Origin of the sequence: Streptomyces kanamyceticus (assembly GCF_008704495.1) — a bacterium.
GTDB classification, from domain to species: Bacteria; Actinomycetota; Actinomycetes; order Streptomycetales; family Streptomycetaceae; genus Streptomyces; species Streptomyces kanamyceticus.
In genome coordinates, this window is record NZ_CP023699.1 from 9,691,675 (window position 1) to 9,713,604 (window position 21,930).

Genomic DNA, 21,930 nt, shown 5'->3' on the forward strand with positions numbered 1-21,930 from the left:
TGGCTAGGGGCGACGCGCGTCGGCCGTCCACTGGCCGATGCGGAAGATCACGAACTCGGCCGGATACGTCGGGGCGACACCGATCTCACAGATCAACCGGCCGTTGTCCAGGTCGTTCTGACTCATCGTCGAACGGTCGCAGCGCACGAAGAACGCCTCCTCCGGCTTGCCGCCCATCAGCGCCCCGGTCCGCCACACGACGAGCAGGAAGTCCTCGATGGTCTGCCGCAGATCGCGCCAGAGACGCTCGTTGTTCGGCTCGAACACCGCCCACTGGGTGGAGTGGTCGATGGAGTGCTCCAGATAGATGAACAGGCGGCGCACGTTCACATAGCGCCACTCCGGATCCGAGCTCATCGTCCGTGCGCCCCAGACCCGGTTGCTGCGGCCGGGGAAGAACCGCAGCGCGTTGATGCCCTCGGGGTTGAGCACGGCCTGCCGCCCGCTGTTGACCGCCGTCTCGAACTTGGTGAGCCCGAGCACCACCTCGTTGGCGGGCGCCTTGTGCACACCGCGGTTGCCGTCGCTGCGTGCGTAGACGCCCGCGACGAATCCCGAGGGCGGCAGCATCAGCGTGGCGGGCGCGGAGCCCGGATCGGGCCGCTGCGTCGGATCGATGATCTGCATCCACGGGTAGTAGAGCGCGGCGTACGACGTGTCGAACGCGGCCCGGAACGCCCGCACTTGGGACAGACTGCTCTCGGCGGGCGGGTCGACGACGGCCATGCGGTAGCGGAGCCGCTCGCAGTGTCCGATGAGGTTGTCCGTTGCGGTCTTGACCGAGGCGACGTCGGTCATCCGGACGACGTCGGGCGTGGCGACCAGCGCGATGTCGTCGAGCTCCGCGAGGGCGTTCAGACCGGTTCCGGGGCGGGCGGGGTCCTCGTCGTCCGGTTCCGCGCCGAGCAGGTCCTCGGGGGCGAGGGGGACGCCGTCATTGCCCTCGGTCCCGTCCGTCAGATAACCCTGGCTGCCCGCGGCGAGCAGCGCCGCCGCGAGCTGCCCGGCCGTCGGCTCGACCGGGGCGGGGGCGGGCGGGGGCGGCGGCTCGGTGGACCCCGGCAGCAGGTAGACCTGCGCCAGCTCGTCGGCGGGGTCCACGGCGCGCAGCACGCGAGACACCGAACGCGGATGGTCCGGGTGCGGGGCCAGCTGGGTGTAGGTGTCCGTGCGGCCGTCGGCGGAAGCCACCATGACGTCCAACTCCAGCTGATAGCCCGACGTCTGGGGGTCGATCGCCGTGACGCCGCCGTGTCCGTCGTCCAGGCCGAGCACCCGGTCGGCGCCGCGGCGCGCGACGAACACGGTCGCCGGATCGATGGGCTCACCCCGCTTCGGCACGGTGCCGCGCGGCAGCACGACGACGGCGGCCAGCTCGCTGACCCCCACGAGGCGGGCCCGCCCCAGGACCGGGTCGACGACGATCCGGTCCCTGCTCAGCCTGCGCGCCACCGCGACCCTGATCCGGCGCCCGGCGGACCCCGGCCAGCGGGCCCGCCACGTCGGCATCGCCACGGGCGCGCCCGCACCGGCGGCCCCGGGAGCGGTCACGGCACGCCGGGCGAACGCGGCGTCCACCTGCGCCATGTCGATCTCGCCGCTCTGGTCATCACGTGCCCAGGGGAAGACCCGGGCTACGTAGAGCCGTCGGCCGCCGTTGGCGAAGAAAGCGCGGGCGGCGTGCGCCAGGTAGTTGGCCTTGCCGTCGTCCGAAGGGGACGACAGATCGCCGAAGGCCCGCTCGAACTCGCTGTACGAGGTCACGAGGACCGGCCGCACGGGCACCGGCGGGGTGTCCGGCAGGGCGTAGGGGAGCGGCCCGTAGCGGGTCAGGCCCGCCATGCCGAAGGTGCTGGTAGGCACGCCCTCGATCGACTTGGACCGGAAGCTCGTCTCCTCGACGTAGACGCCGGGAGTCAGGTACTCGGGCATGTGCGGGCTCCTTCGGGCCGATGCGGGTCGCGGGCGTTCAGGGGCTGAACTGCAGGGGGCTCCGCAGCAGCAGGAGGTCACCGACGGGCACGTCCACCGAGGAGACGGGTGCGGTCGACGGCACGTAGCCCGGGGGTGGCGCGGCGCCTCGCAGCAGCGGGTTGTCGAGGTCGGCGGGCAGCGGCGGGGACGAGGAGCGCGGGACGCTCTCCTGGGGAAGATCCGCGAGGGGATCAAGGGCCAGCTCCCGCTCGGTGGGCGGTGGCGGACCGCCGGGGCCGCGCGCGTGCACCAGGAGATCGACCCGGATGCGGGAGAGGACGGGCGGCGGCATCGTGCCCACGCCCGTGACGGGCAGCAGGAACTCGCCCCGCTCGTCGCCGTGCGCACGGCCGACGACGATCCCGCCGGGGCCGAGCGCCGCGATCCGCGGCCAGCGGACCGGCACCGAACCGTGCGCGACGCGGCCCCGGATCACGGTGAACCCCGGCCCGGGACCACCGGCGCTCCCCGGCGCGAGCCAGACCCTCAACGTCCGTGACAGCGCCGGGAGATGCGGCCCCGGCGGCACCTGCTCATCGGCCGCGGCGTCGTCCTGGCTCCACAGCGGGATCCGCAGCCGACGGGGTACGAGGCGCCGGGCGGCGTCCGTGATCCGCAGGTCCGCGAGGTCCCCGATGTGCGGGCCGAAGAGAAGGAGGAAGCGTCCGTCGCTGCCACGGGATCCGGATCCGTCATCGCCGACGAACCGGCGGCCCACCCCTTCCCCGCGCACCACCAGCGGAGTGGTGACCGGGCGCGAGGTGAGGGCGTCCCGCACCTCAAGGGCGAGTGCCAGGCGGTGCAGGACCCGCTGCCCGCCGGGAAGGGCGCTCACGGTGCCACCGGCCCGGGCCGTGCCGACCTCGGTCCGAGCCCGGCGGCCACGGTGGTGACCCGCTCGGCGACGTCCGAGCGCCTGCCGTCGATGCGGATCACCCGCGCCAAGTAGGGCAGGCAGACGCGGTAGTCGGTGGTCAGCGCCTGGAACGCCTCACTCATCGAGTCGAGCGCCACGTCGTCGGGCACCACGGAGACCAGATCGGAGGGGTCCCAGTCGCCGGAAGGATGCAGCAGCGGACCCGCGAGAAGCCCTTCCGACTCGAGCACCTGCCCGACCAGACCGAGCCACTCCAACTCGCTCTCGGCGAAGGTGTCCCAGGCGGCGATCAGCAGATGCATGCGCAGCGGCAGCCGGGCGACACCGTCCTGGTTCGCCGCACCGGCGAGTCCCGGCCGCGTCTCCCGGTCGACCGAGAGCCGGTAGCAGTACACCGACACGGCGGGAAACTGGATCACCGCGTTCGGGCTGCTGTTGACCTCGTCGAAGTCGCGGGTCGTGGCCAGCACGGCGGTGGGCCGGATGGGACCCGGCAGCGTCTCGTCGAACCTGCGGTTCAGCAGGTCGACGATGCTGCGCCCGACGGCGGCCAGGGCCCGGTATCCGGCCATGGCGGCGATGGTGGGCCCCGGCGCGTCACCGCGGCGTTGTGCCGCCGGAGGTCACGCCATCGGCGGCGACGCCCCGGTGACAGCACGCCTTCGATACTGCGGCCGCACCGCACTCCGCAACGGCAACAGGACGGCGGCGGGCACCGACCGAGGAGACACGATGGACAGCAGCTACCCGGGACAGTCCCGGCGGGAGCGCCGCGAGCACCACGCCCCACCGTGCGAGCAGTGCGACCTGAGCGGCATGGACGACCTCGCCTGCGAGTCCAAGGGGGTCGCGGACCGGGCCGCCTACCTCGCCCGGTACGCGGACGCGCTGAAGGAGCGCCGGGCCGCGTACGACACGGCGCGGGCGGCCTACACGACGGCGCGTACCGCGGTTACGGCGGATGTGGCGAACATCCGCAAGGAATTGCACCAGCTCCGTGAGCAGTTGCGCTGCCAACTCGACCGGCACACGGTCGAGTGTCTGGACGAGGCGTGGCACGACGTCGCCGAGCGCCTCGAACACTGCGGGGAACCGCGCACCGGCTGTTGTGTCGAGGAGTGCGACTTCGACGACGAGCGCGAGAGCTGCGAGGACGACGACCTCGACGAACTGACGGCCAGGATCGCCCGCGTCGACCGGATCGTGACCGCCGCCGAAGCCTGCTTCACTGTGCTGGCGGGCGAACCCGGCGCGCTGACCCAGCGGGTCGCCGACCTCAAGGCCGCCGTCACCGCCCTGCTCGCGGCGGTCTCGGACCCCACGACGGCCGACCTCAGGCACGCCTACGCGACCCTGCGGTGGCTCTGGCACCGGTACGACGACATCTGGTGGGGCTTCCCGCGCGTGCACGACTTCCATAACTGCCTCTGCCAGGCGCTGACGTGCTCGGTCACCGGCCGCCGTGTGCTCGGCATCCTGACCGGCAGGCTCGGCGTACTCACGTGCCGCAAGGACGCGGCGGACCAGCGCTGCGCGATGCTGCGGGCGCATGTGGTGGAGGAGATCCTCGAGGCGTGCGCACGGGCGTGCCACCCCGAAGGGGGAGGTAAGGGAGAAAGGGAGGAAGTGGAGAACGAGTCCGAGGGGGAAAAGGAAGAGAAGGGGAGCGTCGGGGAGCCCCGTGCCGAGACCGGGCAGAGCGCCGACCGCGAGGAGAAGCCCCACTCGACGTGGTGACGGCGTCCCCCGGCGTTCACCCCGTCCCGTGACGAGGCGGTGACGCCAACTGCGGGCATGATGTGGAACTGTCATCCGCTCCGCCCTACGGGGGGTCGCAGTGGTCTCTTCACTGGTCGAATCGCTGGCACGGGCCGAAAGCGGCTGCGACAACATGGTCCATCTCTTCGGGGGGCCTTTCGTCACGCTCGCGGGGGAGCACATCGAGGTGCCCGAGGGCAGCAAGCGACTGCTGGTGTTCGTCGCCCTGCAGTCCGGACAGGTGGAACGCCGTTACGTCGCCGCGTCGTTGTGGCCGCTGGGGGACGAAGCGCGCGCCTGCGGCAATCTGCGGTCGGCCCTGTGGCGGCTGCGCCAGATGCGCCTGAACCTCATCGACGCGGACAAGACCTTCCTGCGCCTGGACCCCGGTGTCTCCGTCGACGTGGGTCTCGTCTGCAACTGGGCCCAGCGGCTGATCCGCGACGAACTGCGCCCCTGCGACCTCGCGCCGCTGCCCTGGCGCCTCGACGACCTGGACTTCCTGCCCGGCTGCTACGACGACTGGGCCCTGATGGAGCGCGAACGGGTGCGCCAGCGCCTGCTGCACGCCCTTGAGGCCCTGAGCCGCGCGCTCCTCGTCAGGGGCCGGTGCGCGGAGGCGGTCGACGTGGCGCTGACCGTGGTCAGCGCCGAACCGCTGCGGGAGACCGCGCAGCGCCTGCTGATCGAGGCGCACATCGCGGAGCGCAACTGGCACGAGGCGCGCCGCGCGCTGGACCGCTACCGCAGGACGCTCCGTGCCGAACTCGGCATAGAGCCGGGGCACGAACTGCTGCGCCTGACCGAAGGCCCTTCAGCGCCGCTGTATGGCCGGATACGCGACTCCGCGGACGGGGTTGGGCATAAGTTACTGAGGATGACGCGGTGACTACAGCAGGGAGAGGCCGTGGCGAAGAGGGTTGGGCCGATAGCGGTCCGATTACGAGCGGTGCGGTGCGCCGCCGTGGCGGGGGCGGCGATCGTGGGACTGGCCGCGTGCGGTGGTTCGTCGGGGGACACCGAGAGTACGGGGAGTGCGCGAAGCACGAAGAGTGCGCAGGACACCGCGCAGGGCATGGGGAGTTCGACGGCGGAACCCGACGGCTCGGCCGCCCCCGTTCCCCGGCCGTCGGCGTCCTCCGCCACCCGGTCCACCAGGACCAGTGTGGTGTTCACCCCGGCGACTCCACAGAAACAAGCCGTACTTGAGACCACGGCCGACCTCATGCGCCACCGGGCCGACCTGCTGGGCCTGAAGAAAGCGCATGTCGCGGTCTTCGGCGGAGGCATCACGGCGACAGCGCCCGGCAAGGCCGAGAAGAAGCTCACGGCACTGGGCGAACAGGCCCGGCTCGAGTTCCGGCCGGTCCGCGGCGAGAGCGCCGCGACCGCGGACCGGTGTCCGGCGACCACCGCACCGCCCACCCAGCCGCTCACCGCCTGCTCCACGAGCACCACCAACACCCCGGCCAACCGGTACGACCTGGGCCCCGCGGCCGTCCGGGGCACCGAAGTCTCCGCGGCCCGCGCCCACTTCGACAAACAGTCCGCGAGCGGCTGGCTCGTGGACCTCACCTTCACGTCCCGCGGCGCGAAGCGCTTCGCCGACCTCACCACCGACCTGTCCAGGCGGCAGGTCCCCGCGAACGAAGTCGCGATCGTCCTGGACGGATCGGTGCTCTCCGCCCCCGCGGTGCAGGCGACGATCCCCGACGGGAAGGTCCAGATCTCGGGCAGCTTCACGCGCTCGTCCGCCCGTGAACTGGCCGCGCTCCTCACGGCTGGAGCCCTCCCCGTCGCGATGACGGTGTCCAGCGTGACGGACGTCGACGACTCGGCCGCGGGCCGGGACGCCGCCGCTGAGGGGTAGGGCCGGGCCCGGCTGCCGCCCTTCGGCCCTACGCCTGCGCGTCCTCGTGTTCGCCCGCGCTGATCAGCCCCGTCTCGTAGGCGACGATGACGGCCTGGACGCGATCACGGAGTCCGAGCTTGGCGAGGATGCGGGCGACGTGCGTCTTGACGGTCGCCTCCGCCAGGTGGAGGCGGGCGGCGAGTTCGGCGTTGCTCAGTCCGCGGGCCAGCAGGCCGAGGACCTCCAACTCGCGCGGGGTGAGCGGGGCGAGGTCGCGGTGGAGGGCGGCGGCGTCGCTGCCGCCCTGGGTGCCGTGCCGGTGCTCGCCGCCGGCGAAGCGCCGCACGAGGCGGCGGGTGATGGCGGGCGCGAGGAGGGCGTCGCCGGTGCGGACCGTGCGGACGGACGCGGTCAGCTGCTCGGGGGTGACGTCCTTGAGGAGGAAGCCGCTGGCCCCGGCGGACAGCGCGGCGTAGACGTACCGGTCGAGGTCGAAGGTGGTCAGGATGAGGACGCGGGGCGCGTCGGGCAGCGGAGTCTCAGCTGCTCGAACGGAGTGGGGAGCCTCGGGAACGGAGTGAGGAGCCTCGGGAACGGAGCAGGGAACTTCGGGAACGGAGCGGGGAGCTTCGGGAGCGGCGAGGATGCGGCGGGTGGCCTCCAGGCCGTCCATCTCGGGCATGCGGACATCCATCAGGACCACGTCGGGGCGGGTGCGCCGGGCCGCTTCGACCGCTTCGACTCCGTTCGTCGCCTCGGCGACGACGTCGATGCCGTCGGCACCGAGGATCATCCGGAATCCGGTGCGGACCAGGGTCTGGTCGTCGGCGAGGAGCACACGCAGGGGCTCGGTCACGGTGTCTCCAAGGGGATGCGGGCCTCCACACGGTAGCCGCCGGTCAAGCGGCGGCCGGAGTGCAGGGTCCCGTCGTGGACGGCGAGGCGCTCGCGCAGGCCGATCAGGCCCCGGCCGCCGCCGGTGCCCGCGCCCGGCGGCCCGCCGGTGTCGATGACCTCCACCCGGAGCAGTTCAGGGCCGTAGTCGACGGTCACGGCTGCGCTGGCGCCGACCGCGTGCTTCACGGTGTTGGTCAGGGCTTCCTGGACCACGCGGTAGGCGGCGAGTTCGAGGCCGGGCGGCAGCGGCCTGGGCGAGCCCGTCACGGTCAGGCCGACGCGGAGCCCGGCGTCCCGGACCCGTCCGACCAGCGATTCGAGCTGGTCCAGGCCGGGTTGCGGGGTGAGGTCCACCGCCGCGTCGGCCGGGTCCGCGCCGTCGTCCGCCGCCGGGCCCTCGTCGGCCATGGTGAGCAGGCCCATGACGTGGCGCAGCTCGGTCATGGCCGCCCGTCCGCCCGCCTCGACCGCGAGCAGCGCCTCGCTCGCCTGCCCGGGGGAGGACTCCATGATCTTGCGTGCGGCGCCCGCCTGGATGATCATCACGCTGACGTTGTGCGTGACGACGTCGTGCAGTTCGCGGGCGATCCTGGCCCGCTCGTGCTCGACGGCCCCGCGCAGCGCCTCTGCCTGTTCGCGTTCCAGGGCGGAGAGCCGGGTGCGGCCCTCGTCGGTGCGGAGTTTCCAGGTGCGCAGGCCGACGGCGGCCACGGCCATCGGGACCAGGATCAGCAGGGCGATGTACTCGTTGGGGACGATCGGCGTCACCGAGTTCCCCGAGGTGCCGACCAGGACGACCGCCACCGGCAGCGCCGCCAGGGTCACCACCCGGGAGGGGCTGTACACGGCGGCGCTGTACACGGCGATGACGAACGCGTAGAAGGTCAGCCGCATGACGCTGTGCGGGGTCGCCAGCGTCGCGGCCGTCACGACGCACAGCACCGCGAGCGGGTACCGGCGGCGCAGCGCCAGCGCGCCGGAGGCGATGACCGCGAGGGTCACCATGAAGGCCAGACCGCCGGGTCCTGACGGGCGCGGAACCACGACCTCCACGCCGGGTGCGATCTCCCGCCTGACGATGTTCCCCGCGTTGTCGATGCCGTAGTAGACGGTCGCGATGCCCAGGACCAGGGCCACCAGAACGTCGAACTGCCAGGCGCGCCGCGTGGGTTGCGGCGATGGCCCGCTCGGGTACCTGGCGTCGCGGACCGCCCGGCGCGCGGCTCCCCGCAGCCACTCCAGCGTCGTACGAACGTTCATCACCAGGTCATTGTCGCCGCCGCGCGGACCGGCGGAATCCGTCTCGGCGGTCATCCGCACCGCACGCCTACATCGGCCGCCTACATCGTAGGGATGACCTTCCCGGCGCTGATCGAAGCGCGGTACGACAAGGGGTCCGCGCGGCCGACGCGTACGGGCCGGACCCGCTCCTAGCGTTCACGCCGTCAGCCACCCATGACCGAGGAGCCCTTCATGACCATGCCGGTGATCGAACTGCGCGAGGTGAGCCGCCGATACGACGAAGGGCCGCCCGCCCTGCACGAGGCATCGCTGACCGTGCGGGCAGGCGAGGCCGTCGCGATCCTCGGCCCCTCAGGCAGCGGCAAGTCCACGCTGCTCCATCTGATCGCGGGCCTGGACCGGCCCGACACGGGGACCGTCACCGTGGCCGGGGTGCGGGTGGACCAGCTGGGCGAGGCCGGATCGGCGCTCTACCGGCGGTCGAGGATCGGCATGATCTTCCAGTTCTTCAACCTGCTCGACGATCTGACCGTCACCGACAACGTCGTCCTGCCCGCCAGGCTCGCGGGCATGGCACGCGCCGAGGCCGCCCGTCGGGCCGCCGAGCTCTTGGAAGGCCTGGGCATCGACCGGCACGCCCGCGCCTACCCGGGGTGCCTTTCCGGCGGCGAGCGCCAACGGGTCGCGGTGGCACGGGCGTTGATGAACCGGCCGCCGCTGCTCCTCGCCGACGAGCCGACCGGTGCGCTGGACACCGCCGCCGGGGACGACGTCAGCGGGCTGCTCAGGGACCTCAATGCCGAGGGCCAGACCATCCTGGTGGTCACCCACGACCTGGCGCTGGCCCGATCCTGCACGAACCGCACGGTCAGGATCGCCGACGGCCGGATCACCGAAGACGTCAGGACGCAGGCCCCCGCCCCGGAGTCCGTCCGATGAGCGCGCTCGGCAACGTGGTGCGCTCGGGGGTGGGCCGCCGCCGGGTGCAGACCTTGGTGATCGGGCTCGCCACGATGATGGCGGTGGCCGCGTCCGTCCTCGGCGGCTCGCTGCTCGTGGTGTCCGGTGCGCCCTTCGAGGACGCCTTCGCCGAGCAGCACGGCGCGCATCTGTCCGTGGCGTTCGACGCGTCCGAGGTGCGTGCCGGACAGCTGTCGAAGTCCAAGGACGCCGAGGGGGTGAGCGGTTCGGCCGGACCGTTCCGTACGGCGACGCTCTCCCCGCGGGCGGACGAGTCGGGCCCCGGGTGGCCGATGACCGTAGTCGGCCGGGGCGATCCAGGACGAGCCGTGGACGAGGTGAAGCTGCTCGACGGGCGATGGCCCGCGCGCTCCGGCGAGATCGTGCTGTCCACCGACTCCGCGCGCATCCCGACCATGGGCAGCGAGGTCACCTTCGCCCAACTGCCCGGCGATCCGGCGCTGACGGTGGTGGGCGTGGCCCGCTCGGTCACGGGGACCGCCGACGCCTGGGTGGTGCCGTCCCAGATGGCGGCGCTCACCGCGCCCGGCAGCGGCGGCTACCAGATGCTCTACCGCTTCACCGATGCGGACACCGCCGCGCGGATCACCGCGGGCCGCAAGGCCGTGACGCGGTCCCTGCCCGCGGGAGCGGCCGTCGGCGAACAGTCCTGGCTCACCGTCAAGAAGACCGCCGAGCGCGACACCGCCGTCTACGTCCCCTTCCTCATCGCGTTCGGCGCCCTGAGCCTCGTCATGTCGGTGCTGATCGTCGGCAATGTCGTCGCGTCGGCCGTCGGCGCGGGCACGCGCCGCATCGGCATCCTCAAGGCCGTCGGCTTCACCCCGGCCCTGGTCGTGCGGGCCTACGTGGGCCAGGCGCTGATCCCCGCCGCCGCCGGGGCGGTCCTCGGCCTCTTCGCGGGCCACCTGCTCGCCGTCCCCGTACTGGCCGAGGCAGGGGAGGTCTACGGCACCTCGTCCCTGGGCATCGCCCCCTGGGTCGATCTGACGGTGATCGCCGGAGTGCTCGGACTGGTCGCGGCGACCGCGTGGGCGAGCGCCTTGCGGGCCGGGCGGCTCCGGACGGTCGACGCGCTCGCCGTCGGGCGCTCCGCGTCGGCGGGGCGCGGCCGACGGGCGGCCCGCCTGGCCGGACGGCTGCCGCTGCCGCAGCCGGTCGCCCTGGGCCTGGCAAGGCCGTTCGCGCGGCCCGCCCGCGCACTGGGCATGGGCGCGGCGATCCTGTTCGGCGCCATCGCCGTCACGTTCACCGTGGGGATGGGCGCCACGCTCGGCGAGGTGATGAAGGCCAAGGCCCACGACGCCGCCGATGTCGTCGTACCCGCGCCCATGCCGGACTTCGGCCCCCGAGCCCCCGGCGCCGAGAAGCAGCGGCCGGGTCCTGACCCCGCCGAGGTGGCCGTGGCCGTCAAGTCCGCCGAGGGGACGGGGAAGTACTACAGCGCGACGAAGGTCCGGACGACCGTGTCCGGCCTGACCGGCACCGTCGACGCGGTCGCCTTCACCGGCGACGCCTCCTGGGGCGGCTTCACCCTGGTCTCGGGCCGCTGGCTCGACGGGACCGGCGAGGCCGTGGTCCCCACTCCTTTCCTGGCCGCCACCGGCACCCGCGTCGGCGACACCATCACCCTCGACGGCCTGGCCGAACCGGTCACGGTCCGGATCGTCGGCGAGGTCCTCGACCCCCGCAACAACGGCATGCAGGTCTTCACCGACGCCTCGACCCTCGCCGCCGCACACCCCGACCCGACGGAGACGAGCCATCACATCGCGCTCACGTCGGGCACCGACGTCTCCGGTTACGTCGCCACGCTGAACAAGAGCCTGGATCCGCTGGGGGTCACCGCCCGGGCGGGCGGCCTCGACGCGGACGGCGACATGGTCGCCACGCTCAACGCGCTGTCCGCGACACTCACCCTGATGCTCGTCGCCGTCGCCGCGCTCGGCGTACTCAACGGCGTACTGCTCGACACCCGCGAGCGCGTCAGGGAGATCGGCGTGCACAAGGCACTCGGCATGACGCCCCGTCAGACCGTCGTGATGGTCGTCACCTCGGTCGTCGTGACCGGCCTCGTCGCGGGTGCCCTGGGCGTGCCGCTCGGCGTGGCCCTGCACGGTTGGGTTCTTCCCGCGATGGGTGACAGCGTGGGGCTGCGCTTTCCCGAATCCGTCATCGACGTCTACGACGGGGTCGAACTGCTCCCCCTCGTACTCGGCGGCCTGCTGATCGCCACCCTGGGGGCGCTCCTGCCCGCGGGCTGGGCCGCCAGGGCCCGCACGGCGACGGCCCTGCGCACCGAATAGGAAACGGAGACCGTACGCATATGAATCAGGGCGAACTACCCCTCCACGCGTCGTCGTTCGGCGCGGCGGCGGCCGCATACGCCGAACACCGTCCCGACTACGCGCGGACCGCGGTGCGCTGGGCGCTCGAACCCTCGCCGGGCCCACGCGTGCTCGATCTCGGCGCGGGAACCGGGAAGTTGACCGCCACGCTGGTCGAGCTGGGGGCCGACGTCGTCGCGGTCGAGCCCGATCCGGCCATGCTGAGCGAGCTGCGCGGCGCGCTGCCGGACGTCCGTGCCCTGGCGGGCAGCGCCGAGGCGATCCCGCTGCCGGACGCTTCCGTGGACGCCGTGCTCGCGGGCAACGCCATGCACTGGTTCGACATGGCTGTCGCGGGACCCGAGATCGCCAGGGTCCTCGCCCCCGGCGGCGTGCTGGCCGGTCTGTGGAACCTCATGGACGACCAGGTCGAGTGGGTCGCCGGGCTCGCACGCGTCAGCGGGAGCGCGGCCATCGGCCCGCGCGACACCCCCGCGAGCTGGCGCGCCGAGACGGCCGCCATGCACCTCCCGAAGACCGGCGCGGCCGCCCGGTTCGGCTCGCCGGAACAGGCGGACTTCCCGCACGGGCAGCGCCGCGGCGCCGACTCCCTCGTCGAGACCCTCGCCACGCGCGCGGGAATGCTGGTCATGCCGGAACAGGAACAACAGGCCGCGCTGGCCCGGATCCGCGCGTTCCTCGCGAGTACGCCAGGGACCGCCCGCGGTGAGTTCACCCTGCCGATGCGGACCGGGGTGCTGCGCGTCCGGCGGCTGTGAGCGAGCCCGCGGTGGACGGCACGCGCCGTCCACCGCGGGCCCGTTCGCCGGGCGAGCGGTCAGCCCGTCGCGGCGCCGAACCACCTCGGCAGCTCGCGGAGCAGGCTCTCCTGATCCTCGCCGACCCATGCCACGTGACCGTCGGGACGCAGCAGTACCGCGGGTGCGTCCAGTGCGTCGCTGACATCGGTGATATCGCTGACATCGGTGACGAGGTCGACCCGGTCGGTCCAGCCGTCCACCGAGAGGCGGCCCGTCCGGTCGAGCAGCAGGCCGCGGCCGTCGTGCGTCAACTCGTAGAGGCGGCCCTGCTTGAGCCGGACGTCGCGCATCCGGCGCCCCAGCAGCTCGTGGCCGTCGTCGCCCGCGCCGAAGTCGTACCGTACGTCGACCGCGGTGATGATCCCGGTGACGTACCGGTTCACCTCCTCGAAGTCCATCAGCTTCGAGAACAGCTCGCGCAGCGCGGTCGCGCCCGGATCGGTCCCGAGGAGGGTGATCTGCGCGCGGGTGTTGGCAAGGACGCCCGCGCCCACCGGGTGCCGTTCGGCGTGGTAGGTGTCGAGAAGCCCTTCCGGCGCCCAGCCGTTGACCGCGGCGGCCAGCTTCCAGCCCAGGTTGAACGCGTCCTGTACGCCGAGGTTGAGCCCCTGCCCGCCGGTCGGCGGGTGGATGTGCGCCGCGTCGCCGACCAGGAAGACCCGGTCGACCCGGTAGCGCTCCGCCTGCCGGGTCGCGTCGCCGAACCGGGAGAGCCAGCGCGGCGAGTGCACCCCGAAGTCCGTGCCCGCGACCGCGAGGAGCCGCTCCTTGAAGTCGTCGAGGGTCGGCTCGGCCGCCCGGTCCTCGGCCACCGATCCTGCGGGCACGATGACGCGGTACAGCCCGTCCTGACTGGGCGAGACGGCGAACCGCAGTTGGGTCTTGGTGACCTCCTTGACGACGGCGGCGATCGTCCCGGGATCCTCGGTCACCGCCATCTCGCCCAGCATCGTCTCGACCGTGGCGGCTTCGCCGGGGAAGCCGACGCCGATCAGCTTGCGCACCGTGCTGCGGCCGCCATCGCATCCCACGAGGTAGCGCGAACGCAGCCGCGTCCCGTCCGCGAGGTCGACGTCCACCCCGGCCTCGTCCTGGCCGACCCCGACCACTTCGCAGCCGCGCCGGATGTCGGTGCCGAGTTCGACCGCACGCTCGTTCAGCAGGCGCTCGGTGAGCGGCTGCGGGGTGGCGACGCCGTAGGCGTGCGCCGTGTCGAGCCGCTCGGGCCACGGCTTCATGATGCCGCCGAAGAGCCCCCCGACGCTGTACGTCTCGCTGACCGCGAGGAAGCGGTCGAGCAGGCCACGCTGGTCCATCATCTCGACGCTGCGCGCGTGCAGCCCCTGTCCACGGGACTGCTTGGTCGGCTCGGTCAGCTTCTCCAGCACGACCACGTGCACCCCGGCCAGCCGCAACTCGCAGGCCAGCATCAAGCCGGTCGGCCCGCCACCGGCGATGATCACGTCGATCAACGCAACCCCCCAATTCACTTGCTCAATGATCCGAATTCCCCGGAAGCCGCCTACGCGGATTCCGGCTCAAGGCGATGATTCTGCGCCATGACCTGGGCCTTGCCGCAAGGCCCCCTGTCCGCTATAAATTAAGAGTGGCAAGGAGCGGCTGACCTCCTTGTCTTTCTTTTTTGCCTTGTGCTTCTTCTGCCCGCTCTCCGTAGGTGGATGAGAACCCGAGGACCCGGAAACTCCCTTGCCGGTCCCGCGCCCCGAAGCGATGATCGCGGGATGGTTTCGACCCTCCCTCCCGACGGCCGCGCCGGAATCGACGCCGCGCTCGTACGGCGCCTGATCGCCGCGCAGTTCCCGCGGTGGAGCGGCCTGACCGTCACCCCGGTCGAGGTGGACGGCTGGGACAACCGCACCTACCGCCTCGGCGACGACATGACGGTGCGGCTGCCCACCGCCGCGGGCTACGTCCCCGCCGTCGACAAGGAGAACGACTGGCTGCCGCGCCTCGCGCCGTCGCTGCCCGTCGCCGTCCCACCCGTACTGGCCAAAGGCGAACCGGGTGAGGGATACCCCTACCCCTGGTCCGTGCGCGGCTGGCTGGCAGGGGAGACGGCGGCCCGGGGACACATCGACGACATGGCCCAATTCGCCGTATCCGTCGCCGAGTTCGTGCGCGCGCTGCAGCGCTGTGACACCGCGGGAGGGCCGGCAGCGGGGGAGCACAGCTGGTACCGGGGAGCCTCACCCGCCCACTACGACGCGGAGACACGCCGCTGCCTGGCCGCGCTGAGGGGACGGGTCGACACCGATCGGGCCGCCACCGTGTGGGAGGCCGCGCTGGCCGCCGCGTGGGACGGGCCGCCGGTGTGGTTCCACGGCGACATCGCCTCCGGGAACCTGCTGGTCGAAGGCGGCAAACTGACCGCCGTCATCGACTTCGGCACCTCGGGCGTCGGCGACCCGGCCTGCGATCTGGTCATCGCGTGGGGCCTGTTCGAGGCAGCGAGCCGGGAGGCGTTCCGGCGGGCCGTCGACCAGTCGGCCGCGACCTGGGCGCGCGCCAGAGGCTGGGCGCTGTGGAAGGCGCTGCTCGTCCTGTCCGAGTGCATCGACACCGACGAGGAGAAGGCCGCGGCCAACCGCCGCGTCATCGACGCGGTGCTGGCCGACCACGACCACTTCGGGGCCTCGTCGGCACAGGGACGCGCACCCCTCAGGCCGCCGTCCACCCCCTGAGCTTCTCGGGGTTTCGTACGCCCCACAGGCTTGTGATCCGGTCGTCCGCGAAGTCGAACGCCATGACCGACACGGTGACGCCGTCCTGCTGGAAGACCAGCCCCGGCTGGCCGTTGACCGTGCGCTCCAGGATCGTCTGGCCCGTCGTCAGGCCGGTGGCGGCGATCAGGTAGCGCGCGATCTCCTCGCTGCCGCCGAGCGGCCGCGGCGCGGCGTTGACCAGCCCGCCGCCGTCGGCGAGGGCCGTCGCGTCCGGATCGAGGAGGCCGATGAGGGCCTCGATGTCCTTGGCCTCCCACGCCTGCTTGAAGTCCCTGACGAGGTCGGCGCGGCGGGCCGCGGGCGTCGCGCGAGCGTGCGACGCGGCGATGCGGCGGCGGGCCGACGAGGCCAGTTGACGGCAGGCCGCGGGGGTCCGGCCGACGATGTCGGCGACTTCGGCGAAGGAGTAGCGGAAGACGTCGTGGAGTACGAACGCGACGCGCTCGGCCGGTGTCATCGACTCGAGGACGACGAGGAACGCCATGCTGATCGACTCGTCGAGCGTGACGCGGTCGGCCGGGTCGGCGGTCCGCCCGGCAGGACGCCCGCCGATCCACTCGGAGGGATCGGGCACCGGCTCCGGGATCCACTCGCCCACGTACGTCTCGCGCCGCGCCCGTGCCGAGCCGAGCTGGTCGAGGCAGATGCGGCTCGCGACCTTCGTGAGCCAGCCGCCGGGGGACTTGATGGCGTCCCGCCCCTCGGGCGACATCGCGTACCACCGCGCGTACGTCTCCTGCACGACGTCCTCGGCGTCGGCCACCGAGCCGAGGAGCCGGTACGCGACATTGATCAGCTGACGTCGCTCGCTGATGACCGCGCTCAGTCCCGGGTCGAGCGGGCCGCCGTCGCTCGGCTCGGATGGGGTGTTCATGGTGTCGTCGCTCCCTTGGTCGTCCCGGCTGCCATCCGTGCGACAGCCTTCCTCACCCGTACGACGAGGTAGCCGTCCGAGATGTGAGGTGGGCGCGGCGCCTCACATTCCGGTCGGCTGTCTCGTCGTACTCCTCGCCACCACTTGCCGCACGAGGAGGGACCCACATGTCCACCACGACCGGATTCGACGAGCTGACCGGCGACTACGTCCTGGACGCCGCCCGCACCAAGGTCGGGCTCGTCGCCCGGCACCGGATGGCCTCGCGGGTGCGCGGGGAGTTCGAGGGGTGCGAGGGCGGCGTGCACGTGGACGGTGAGGATCCGTCGAAGTCCCGCGTGCGGCTCGTGATCCCGGCCGCGAGCATCCGGACCGGCAACCCGCAGCGCGACGACCTGCTGCGTGCGCGGTTCCTGGACGCGGGCGACCACCCGGACCTGACCTTCACCTCTACCGAGGTGCGGCAGGTCGACGAGACGGCGTTCAAGGTCACGGGCGATCTGGCGCTGCGCGGGGTGAGCAGGTCCGTCACCGTGGACGTCGAGCTGACCGGAGCCGAGGACGACGGGCGAGGCGGTCTCCGGCTCGGTTTCACCTGCGGCGCCACCATCGACCGGAACGACTGGGGCGTGAACTGGAACTTCCTCACGACGGCCATGGTGAGCCCGCTGGTGGTGCTGGAGCTCGACGTCACCGCGGTCCGGCTGTCCTGAGGAGCAGCGGACCACGCACGGAGCGGACAACACACGGAAAGGAACTGGTGGTGGCGGACCTACGCGTCATGACCTTGAACGTATGGAACAACCGGGGCGACGCCGTCGCACGAGCGGCGCTGATCAACGCCGAACTGCGGCGGCTCGCACCGGATGTCGTCGCCCTGCAGGAGGTGCTGCCCGACCAGCTGCCGAGCCTCATCGACGGAACAGGGCTGCACGGCACCCACCAGTCGCAGACGGCCGCGACGACGCCGCCCCATGCCGACCGGTTCGGTGGCACGGCGATCGCGACGCGCGCGCCGCACCGCATCGTCGAAGTCCTCGACCAGCGGAGCACGGACGTCCCCGACCTCCCCTGGCTCACGCTTGCGGCGCTGGTGCCGCTGCCGGAGTTGGGGGACGTGCTGTTCATCGCGCCCACGACGTCGTTCCGGCTCGACATGGAGGCCCAACGCGAGCGTCAGGTACTGGCCCTGAGCGATCTGGACGCCCGGCACAGGACCGCCCTGCCCACGATCATGGCCGGTGACTTCAACGCGGATCCCGAGGCGTCGAGCATCCGCTATCTGACGGGGCGGCAGTCCTTGTCGGGGCGCAGCACGCATTTCCACGACGCCTGGCGGATCGCGGGCTCCGGACCCGGACACACCTGGTCCGCCGACAACCCCCACGCGACCGAGGACATCGGCCGTCTGGTCCGCCAGCCCGGTCACCGCAGCCGCTTCGACTATGTCTTCGTCGGCTCCCCGCATGCGCACCCGCACGCGTACGCCCGGGTGCGCGGCGCCGAACTCGTCCTCGACAAGCCGGTCGACGGCGTATGGGCCAGCGATCACTACGGCGTGGTCGCCGACCTGGAGGTGGGGCTGCTCCCGACCTGAGTGCCGACGATAGCCACCGCGAGAAAATGAGAGTAGCCTCCGAAAAGAGAGTTGACTTTCATAATCTCTGAAAGGTGGTGGACTCCGATGTCGGCAGATCCGGGCGCGCGCAGGTGGTGGGCCGTCGGCGCTCTCGTGCTCGCGTCCCTCGTCGTGGGCTTCGACGTGACGATCCTGAGCTTGGCGCTGCCGGTCATGGCCGATGACCTGGGCGCCAACAACGTCGAACTCCAGTGGTTCGTCACGTCGTACACGCTGGTCTTCGCCGCCGGAATGATCCCGGCCGGAATGCTGGGGGACCGGTACGGGCGCAAGAAGGTGCTGCTCGGCGCGCTGGTGATCTTCGGCGTGGCCTCGCTGGCCTGCGCCTACGCCACGACCCCCGGCACGTTCATCGGCGCGCGCGCCGTGCTCGGCCTGGGTGCCGCGCTGATCATGCCGACCACGCTCTCGCTGCTGCCGGTGATGTTCTCCGACGAGGAGCGTCCCAAGGCGATCGGCGCGGTCGCGGGTGCGGCGATGCTCGCCTACCCGCTGGGGCCGATCCTGGGCGGCTATCTGCTCGACCACTTCTGGTGGGGATCGGTGTTCCTGATCAACGTGCCGGTGGTGATCCTCGCCTTCCTTGCCGTGTCCGCCTGGCTGCCGGAGTCCAAGTCCAAGGAGGCCAAGCGGTTCGACGTGGGCGGCCTGGTGTTCTCCAGCGCGGGTCTGGCCGCGATGACCTACGGCGTGATCCAGGGCGGCGAGAAGGGCTGGACGGACGTCACCACGCTGGCACCCCTCCTCGGCGGCCTGCTCGTGCTCGTGGTGTTCGTGCTCTGGGAGCGGCGGGTCGCCGATCCGCTGGTCGACCTGTCCCTGTTCCGCTCGGCCCGGTTCACCACGGGCACACTGCTCGGCACGGTCATCAACTTCACCATGTTCGGCGTGCTGTTCACGATGCCGCAGTACTACCAGGCGATCCTGGGCGCCGACGCCCTCGGCAGCGGATTCCGGCTCCTTCCGATGGTCGGCGGACTGCTCGTGGGCGTGTCCGTCGCCCCCCGGCTGGCCAAGGCGATCGGGCCGCGCGCCGCGGTCGGACTCGGGCTCGCGCTGCTGGCCGCCGGGCTGTTCTACGGCGCCACCACGGACACCGGAAGCGGCACGGGCTTCGCCGCCGCGTGGACGGCGGTGTACGGACTCGGCCTGGGCTTCGCGCTGCCCACCGTCATGGACGCGGCACTCGGGGCCCTCTCCGAGGACAGCGCGGGAGTCGGCTCGGGCGTCAACCAGTCCATCCGTACGCTCGGCGGCAGCTTCGGCGCGGCCATCCTGGGGTCGATCCTCAACTCCGGCTACCGGGGCGGTCTTGAGCTCGACGGACTGCCCGAACGCGCGCAGGACGCGGTCAAGGAGTCCGTCTTCGGCGGCCTCGCCGTGGCCAGGGCGGCCACCTCGCCGTCCCTCGCCGATTCGGTGCGCACCGCGTTCGTCCACGGTCTGGACGTGGTCCTTGTCGTCTCCGGCGGCCTGGGGCTGCTCGGCGCGCTCATCGCCGCGGTGTGGCTGCCGCGCCGTGTTGGTCAGGGCGCGGCCCAGACCGCAGAATCTGAGCATGAAGCCGCAGACGCAGCCTGATCAGCCCAGAGCGGTGCCGGGCCTGAGAGAACGCAAGAAGGCACGGACCAAGGCCGCCATCCAGCGGGAGGCGGTGCGGCTGTTCAGGGAACAGGGCTACGCGGGCACGACGGTCGAACAGGTCGCCGAGGCCGCGGAGGTCGCCCCCAGCACCGTCTTCCGCTACTTCGCGACCAAGCAGGACCTGGTCTTCTCCCGCGAGTACGACCTGCCCTTCTCGGTGATGTTCCAGGCGCAGTCGCCCGAGCTGACACCGATCGAGGCCGAACGGCGGACGATCCGCTCGATGCTGGAGGACATCTCCGAAGAGGAGATGGCCCTGCAGCGCGAACGCTGGATCCTCATCGTCTCCGAACCGGAGCTGTGGGGAGCCGGTCTCGGCAGCATCACCCAGAGCATGCGCGTCATGTCCGAACAGGTGGCCAAGCGCGCAGGACGCGACCCGGGCGACGCCGTGGTGCGCGCCTACTCCGGGGCCGTGTTCGGGGTGATGCTGCAGGTCTCGCTGGAATGGGCGGAGGATCCGGACATGGACTTCGCCACCGCACTGGACGAGGCGTTGGAGTGTCTGGAGGGGCTGCGGCCCTGACATAGAGTGATCTCATGCCCCTCGTCGAGATCACTTACGCGCCGCACGTCGCCGAGTCGACGCTGCGCGAACTCGGTTCAGCACTCCCGCACTTGGTGTCGCTCGCCGTGGAATGCCCCGAAGAGCCCTATGACGGGGACCTCCAGCCGGGCGACGTGGAGCTGCGCTTCCGGCAGGCGGGCCCCTTCGACCGCAGCGGTCTGGACTTCGTGATCGAGATCCGCTCGAAGTTCTTCGAGAGCAGGGCCGCCGACCGTCAGGAACGCGTGGACCGGCTGCACGAGGGCATCACGGCCGCGACCGGGCCGAGCGAATTCGGCGTCTATCTGTCGCTTCCGGTGGCGGCCTGGTCGCAGGGCGACTGAGCCGGGCCCGGGTCTTCGGGGGATAACCCCCGGCACCGCCACGAGGACAGCACGTCGACGCGTCGGGGGGAGGGCCGGATGGGCCGGTCGTCCCGCCACTGGTGGGATGGTCGGCGACCACCGGCCCAGGGGTGAGACGGCCGCCGGACGCAGCCTGAGCGGTCCCTGAACGCGCGGGCAAGCCGAACAGCGAGGGGATGCCCCATGCATGCGCCAAGACGGTTTCGCCGAGGCCCACTCGTCATGACCAGTCTGGCCGCGGTCGTCCTCGCGGCATCGACCGGCCTGACTGCCGCGGCATCGACGGGTCTGACGCACGCCGCACGGCCGCGGCAGGCCGATCCGCTCCAACAGGAAGTGGACGCGATCCACGACACCGGGGCCGTCGGCGTGTCCGCCGAGGTGACGTCACCGGACGCGGACGGCACGGCGCGCGCCGGGACGGCCGAGGCGGGCACCGAACGGCCGATGCCGCGGGACGGCAGGTTCCGGATCGGCAGCGCCACCAAGACCTTCACCGCCACCGTCGTGCTCCAACTCGTCGAAGAGGGGCGCATGTCCCTGGAGGACACCGTCGAGCGGTGGCTGCCGGGAGTGGTCGAGGGCAAGGGCAACGACGGCAGGAAGATCAGCGTGCGACAGCTGCTGCAGCACACCAGCGGCATCCCCGACATCAAGGCGGACATCCCCGCGCTGAACAGCGCGAAGGGCTATCGGGCCGAGCGGTTCCGTACCTACGCGCCCGGGGAACTGGTGGCCATGGCGATGCGGCACGGTCGCACCTTCCCTCCGGGCAAGGGCTGGTCGTACTCCAACACCAACTACATCCTCGCCGCGATGATCATCGAGAAGGCCGCCGGCGGGAGTTGGGCGGACGAGGTGAAGGACCGGATCATCCGCCCGCTGGGCATGGAACACACGAGCGCGCCTGACACCTTCCCGTTCATCCGGGGCCCGCACGCCCGGGGCTACGCGGCGTTCGGCACCGGTACGGGCACCCGCACCGGCATCGATGTCACGACACTCGATCCGAGCATGGCCGTCGGCTCCGGCTCGATCATCAGCACCACGCACGACCTGAACCGCTTCTACGCCGCACTCCTCGGCGGGCGCCTGCTGGACCCGGCGCGGCTCGACGAGATGACGACCACCATGACCGCGCCCGAGCTGGGAGTGGCCTACGGACTGGGCATCGCCGAGATCGAACTGCCCTGCGGCGGAAGCTACTTCGGCCACGTGGGCGAACTCCTCGGCTATCGCATGTGGAGCGGCGTCACCCGGGACGGGAGCCGGAGTGCCGTGGTGTACGCCACCGGTGACGGCGGCAAGGACACGGGGAAGGCCATGAGCGCACTGGTGGGACAGGAGCTGTGCCGGACCCGGTAGTGACCGGCGCCTTCCGCTTCGTA

Annotated in this window: 20 protein-coding genes; 13 read left to right on the forward strand and 7 right to left on the reverse strand. The window is 71.8% G+C overall.

Features of this window, described 5'->3' with window-relative positions; genetic code table 11:
• Positions 1–3 precede the first annotated feature (3 nt).
• From CP970_RS41820 to CP970_RS41830, 3 genes are read right to left on the reverse strand one after another with little or no spacing between them, the layout of a single operon-like run.
• Positions 4–1,932: a phage tail sheath family protein gene (locus CP970_RS41820; RefSeq protein ID WP_150494643.1), complete on the reverse strand. Its 1,929-nt coding sequence runs from the start codon at positions 1,930–1,932 to the stop codon at positions 4–6.
• Positions 1,933–1,969: 37 nt separating this feature from the next.
• On the reverse strand, positions 1,970–2,809 hold the full coding sequence (locus CP970_RS41825) for a hypothetical protein (RefSeq protein ID WP_055545976.1): 840 nt from the start codon (positions 2,807–2,809) through the stop codon (positions 1,970–1,972).
• On the reverse strand, positions 2,806–3,423 hold the full coding sequence (locus CP970_RS41830; RefSeq protein ID WP_055545978.1) for a Pvc16 family protein: 618 nt from the start codon (positions 3,421–3,423) through the stop codon (positions 2,806–2,808). The genes CP970_RS41825 and CP970_RS41830 overlap by 4 nt, the downstream gene beginning before the upstream one ends.
• Positions 3,424–3,583: 160 nt before the next feature.
• Between CP970_RS41830 and CP970_RS41835 the strand changes: the two genes are divergently transcribed.
• The 3 genes from CP970_RS41835 (at position 3,584) to CP970_RS41845 (ending at position 6,479) form a co-directional block, all read left to right on the forward strand.
• A complete protein-coding gene (locus tag CP970_RS41835; RefSeq protein WP_055545980.1) occupies positions 3,584–4,588 on the forward strand; it encodes a hypothetical protein in 1,005 nt (334 codons plus the stop codon).
• 100 nt (positions 4,589–4,688) lie between these two features.
• Entirely contained in the window at positions 4,689–5,498 is an 810-nt protein-coding gene (locus CP970_RS41840; RefSeq protein ID WP_055545982.1) for an AfsR/SARP family transcriptional regulator, read from the forward strand.
• 18 nt (positions 5,499–5,516) lie between these two features.
• Positions 5,517–6,479, forward strand: a complete 963-nt coding sequence (locus CP970_RS41845; RefSeq protein WP_150494645.1) for a SecDF P1 head subdomain-containing protein — start codon at positions 5,517–5,519, stop codon at positions 6,477–6,479.
• 28 nt (positions 6,480–6,507) lie between these two features.
• On the opposite strand, the gene CP970_RS41850 is transcribed toward CP970_RS41845, so the two are convergent.
• Together CP970_RS41850 and CP970_RS41855 are read right to left on the reverse strand one after the other, a co-directional pair.
• Positions 6,508–7,317 (reverse strand): response regulator, encoded by an 810-nt coding sequence (locus CP970_RS41850; RefSeq protein ID WP_055545987.1) that lies wholly within the window; start codon positions 7,315–7,317, stop codon positions 6,508–6,510.
• Positions 7,314–8,618: a sensor histidine kinase gene (locus CP970_RS41855; protein WP_079043386.1), complete on the reverse strand. Its 1,305-nt coding sequence runs from the start codon at positions 8,616–8,618 to the stop codon at positions 7,314–7,316. Before CP970_RS41855 ends, CP970_RS41850 begins: the two co-directional genes overlap by 4 nt.
• A 213-nt stretch (positions 8,619–8,831) precedes the next feature.
• Between CP970_RS41855 and CP970_RS41860 the strand changes: the two genes are divergently transcribed.
• Genes CP970_RS41860 through CP970_RS41870 form a run of 3 tightly spaced genes read left to right on the forward strand, consistent with a single transcriptional unit; the run spans position 8,832 to position 12,687 of the window.
• The gene (locus CP970_RS41860) at positions 8,832–9,539 is read left to right on the forward strand and encodes an ABC transporter ATP-binding protein (RefSeq protein WP_055546006.1); all 708 of its coding nucleotides are present in this window, start codon (positions 8,832–8,834) and stop codon (positions 9,537–9,539) included.
• Positions 9,536–11,887, forward strand: a complete 2,352-nt coding sequence (locus CP970_RS41865) for an ABC transporter permease (RefSeq protein WP_191095018.1) — start codon at positions 9,536–9,538, stop codon at positions 11,885–11,887. The genes CP970_RS41860 and CP970_RS41865 overlap by 4 nt, the downstream gene beginning before the upstream one ends.
• A 20-nt stretch (positions 11,888–11,907) precedes the next feature.
• Positions 11,908–12,687: a class I SAM-dependent methyltransferase gene (locus CP970_RS41870; protein ID WP_055545989.1), complete on the forward strand. Its 780-nt coding sequence runs from the start codon at positions 11,908–11,910 to the stop codon at positions 12,685–12,687.
• A gap of 59 nt (positions 12,688–12,746) precedes the next feature.
• Here the strand turns inward: CP970_RS41870 and rox are convergent, their stop codons facing one another.
• Positions 12,747–14,201, reverse strand: coding sequence for a rifampin monooxygenase (gene rox, locus CP970_RS41875; RefSeq protein ID WP_055545991.1), 1,455 nt, complete (start codon positions 14,199–14,201; stop codon positions 12,747–12,749).
• Between the two features lie 270 nt (positions 14,202–14,471).
• On the opposite strand from rox, the gene CP970_RS41880 reads away from it, so the two are divergent.
• Positions 14,472–15,431 carry an aminoglycoside phosphotransferase family protein gene (locus CP970_RS41880; protein WP_055545993.1) on the forward strand — a complete coding sequence of 320 codons (960 nt, stop codon included), beginning with the start codon at positions 14,472–14,474 and terminating at the stop codon, positions 15,429–15,431.
• Here CP970_RS41880 and sigJ read toward each other — a convergent pair.
• The gene (gene sigJ / locus CP970_RS41885) at positions 15,409–16,347 is read right to left on the reverse strand and encodes an RNA polymerase sigma factor SigJ (protein WP_055545995.1); all 939 of its coding nucleotides are present in this window, start codon (positions 16,345–16,347) and stop codon (positions 15,409–15,411) included. The genes CP970_RS41880 and sigJ overlap by 23 nt on opposite strands.
• Before the next feature lie 167 nt (positions 16,348–16,514).
• Between sigJ and CP970_RS41890 the strand changes: the two genes are divergently transcribed.
• From CP970_RS41890 to CP970_RS41915, 6 genes are all read left to right on the forward strand, one after another.
• Positions 16,515–17,060, forward strand: coding sequence for a YceI family protein (locus CP970_RS41890; protein WP_055545997.1), 546 nt, complete (start codon positions 16,515–16,517; stop codon positions 17,058–17,060).
• Between the two features lie 68 nt (positions 17,061–17,128).
• Positions 17,129–17,944: an endonuclease/exonuclease/phosphatase family protein gene (locus CP970_RS41895; protein ID WP_055546009.1), complete on the forward strand. Its 816-nt coding sequence runs from the start codon at positions 17,129–17,131 to the stop codon at positions 17,942–17,944.
• A gap of 87 nt (positions 17,945–18,031) precedes the next feature.
• The gene (locus tag CP970_RS41900) at positions 18,032–19,567 is read left to right on the forward strand and encodes an MFS transporter (RefSeq protein WP_063806054.1); all 1,536 of its coding nucleotides are present in this window, start codon (positions 18,032–18,034) and stop codon (positions 19,565–19,567) included.
• Entirely contained in the window at positions 19,545–20,156 is a 612-nt protein-coding gene (locus CP970_RS41905) for a TetR/AcrR family transcriptional regulator (protein WP_055545999.1), read from the forward strand. The genes CP970_RS41900 and CP970_RS41905 overlap by 23 nt, the downstream gene beginning before the upstream one ends.
• 14 nt (positions 20,157–20,170) lie before the next feature.
• Positions 20,171–20,521: a hypothetical protein gene (locus CP970_RS41910; RefSeq protein ID WP_055546001.1), complete on the forward strand. Its 351-nt coding sequence runs from the start codon at positions 20,171–20,173 to the stop codon at positions 20,519–20,521.
• Positions 20,522–20,764: 243 nt separating this feature from the next.
• Positions 20,765–21,907, forward strand: a complete 1,143-nt coding sequence (locus tag CP970_RS41915; protein WP_224059026.1) for a serine hydrolase domain-containing protein — start codon at positions 20,765–20,767, stop codon at positions 21,905–21,907.
• The last annotated feature ends 23 nt before the right edge of the window (positions 21,908–21,930 follow it).

Coding starts and splice junctions, on each gene's coding strand:
- CP970_RS41820 (WP_150494643.1), bottom strand. CDS start 1,932: ATGCCCGAGTACCTGACTCCCGGCGTCTACGTCGAGGAGACGAGCTTC.
- CP970_RS41830 (WP_055545978.1), bottom strand. CDS start 3,423: ATGGCCGGATACCGGGCCCTGGCCGCCGTCGGGCGCAGCATCGTCGAC.
- CP970_RS41835 (WP_055545980.1), top strand. CDS start 3,584: ATGGACAGCAGCTACCCGGGACAGTCCCGGCGGGAGCGCCGCGAGCAC.
- CP970_RS41855 (WP_079043386.1), bottom strand. CDS start 8,618: ATGAACGTTCGTACGACGCTGGAGTGGCTGCGGGGAGCCGCGCGCCGG.
- CP970_RS41860 (WP_055546006.1), top strand. CDS start 8,832: ATGACCATGCCGGTGATCGAACTGCGCGAGGTGAGCCGCCGATACGAC.
- CP970_RS41865 (WP_191095018.1), top strand. CDS start 9,536: ATGAGCGCGCTCGGCAACGTGGTGCGCTCGGGGGTGGGCCGCCGCCGG.
- CP970_RS41870 (WP_055545989.1), top strand. CDS start 11,908: ATGAATCAGGGCGAACTACCCCTCCACGCGTCGTCGTTCGGCGCGGCG.
- CP970_RS41880 (WP_055545993.1), top strand. CDS start 14,472: ATGGTTTCGACCCTCCCTCCCGACGGCCGCGCCGGAATCGACGCCGCG.
- sigJ (WP_055545995.1), bottom strand. CDS start 16,347: ATGAACACCCCATCCGAGCCGAGCGACGGCGGCCCGCTCGACCCGGGA.
- CP970_RS41890 (WP_055545997.1), top strand. CDS start 16,515: ATGTCCACCACGACCGGATTCGACGAGCTGACCGGCGACTACGTCCTG.
- CP970_RS41895 (WP_055546009.1), top strand. CDS start 17,129: ATGACCTTGAACGTATGGAACAACCGGGGCGACGCCGTCGCACGAGCG.
- CP970_RS41900 (WP_063806054.1), top strand. CDS start 18,032: ATGTCGGCAGATCCGGGCGCGCGCAGGTGGTGGGCCGTCGGCGCTCTC.
- CP970_RS41905 (WP_055545999.1), top strand. CDS start 19,545: ATGAAGCCGCAGACGCAGCCTGATCAGCCCAGAGCGGTGCCGGGCCTG.
- CP970_RS41910 (WP_055546001.1), top strand. CDS start 20,171: ATGCCCCTCGTCGAGATCACTTACGCGCCGCACGTCGCCGAGTCGACG.
- CP970_RS41915 (WP_224059026.1), top strand. CDS start 20,765: ATGACCAGTCTGGCCGCGGTCGTCCTCGCGGCATCGACCGGCCTGACT.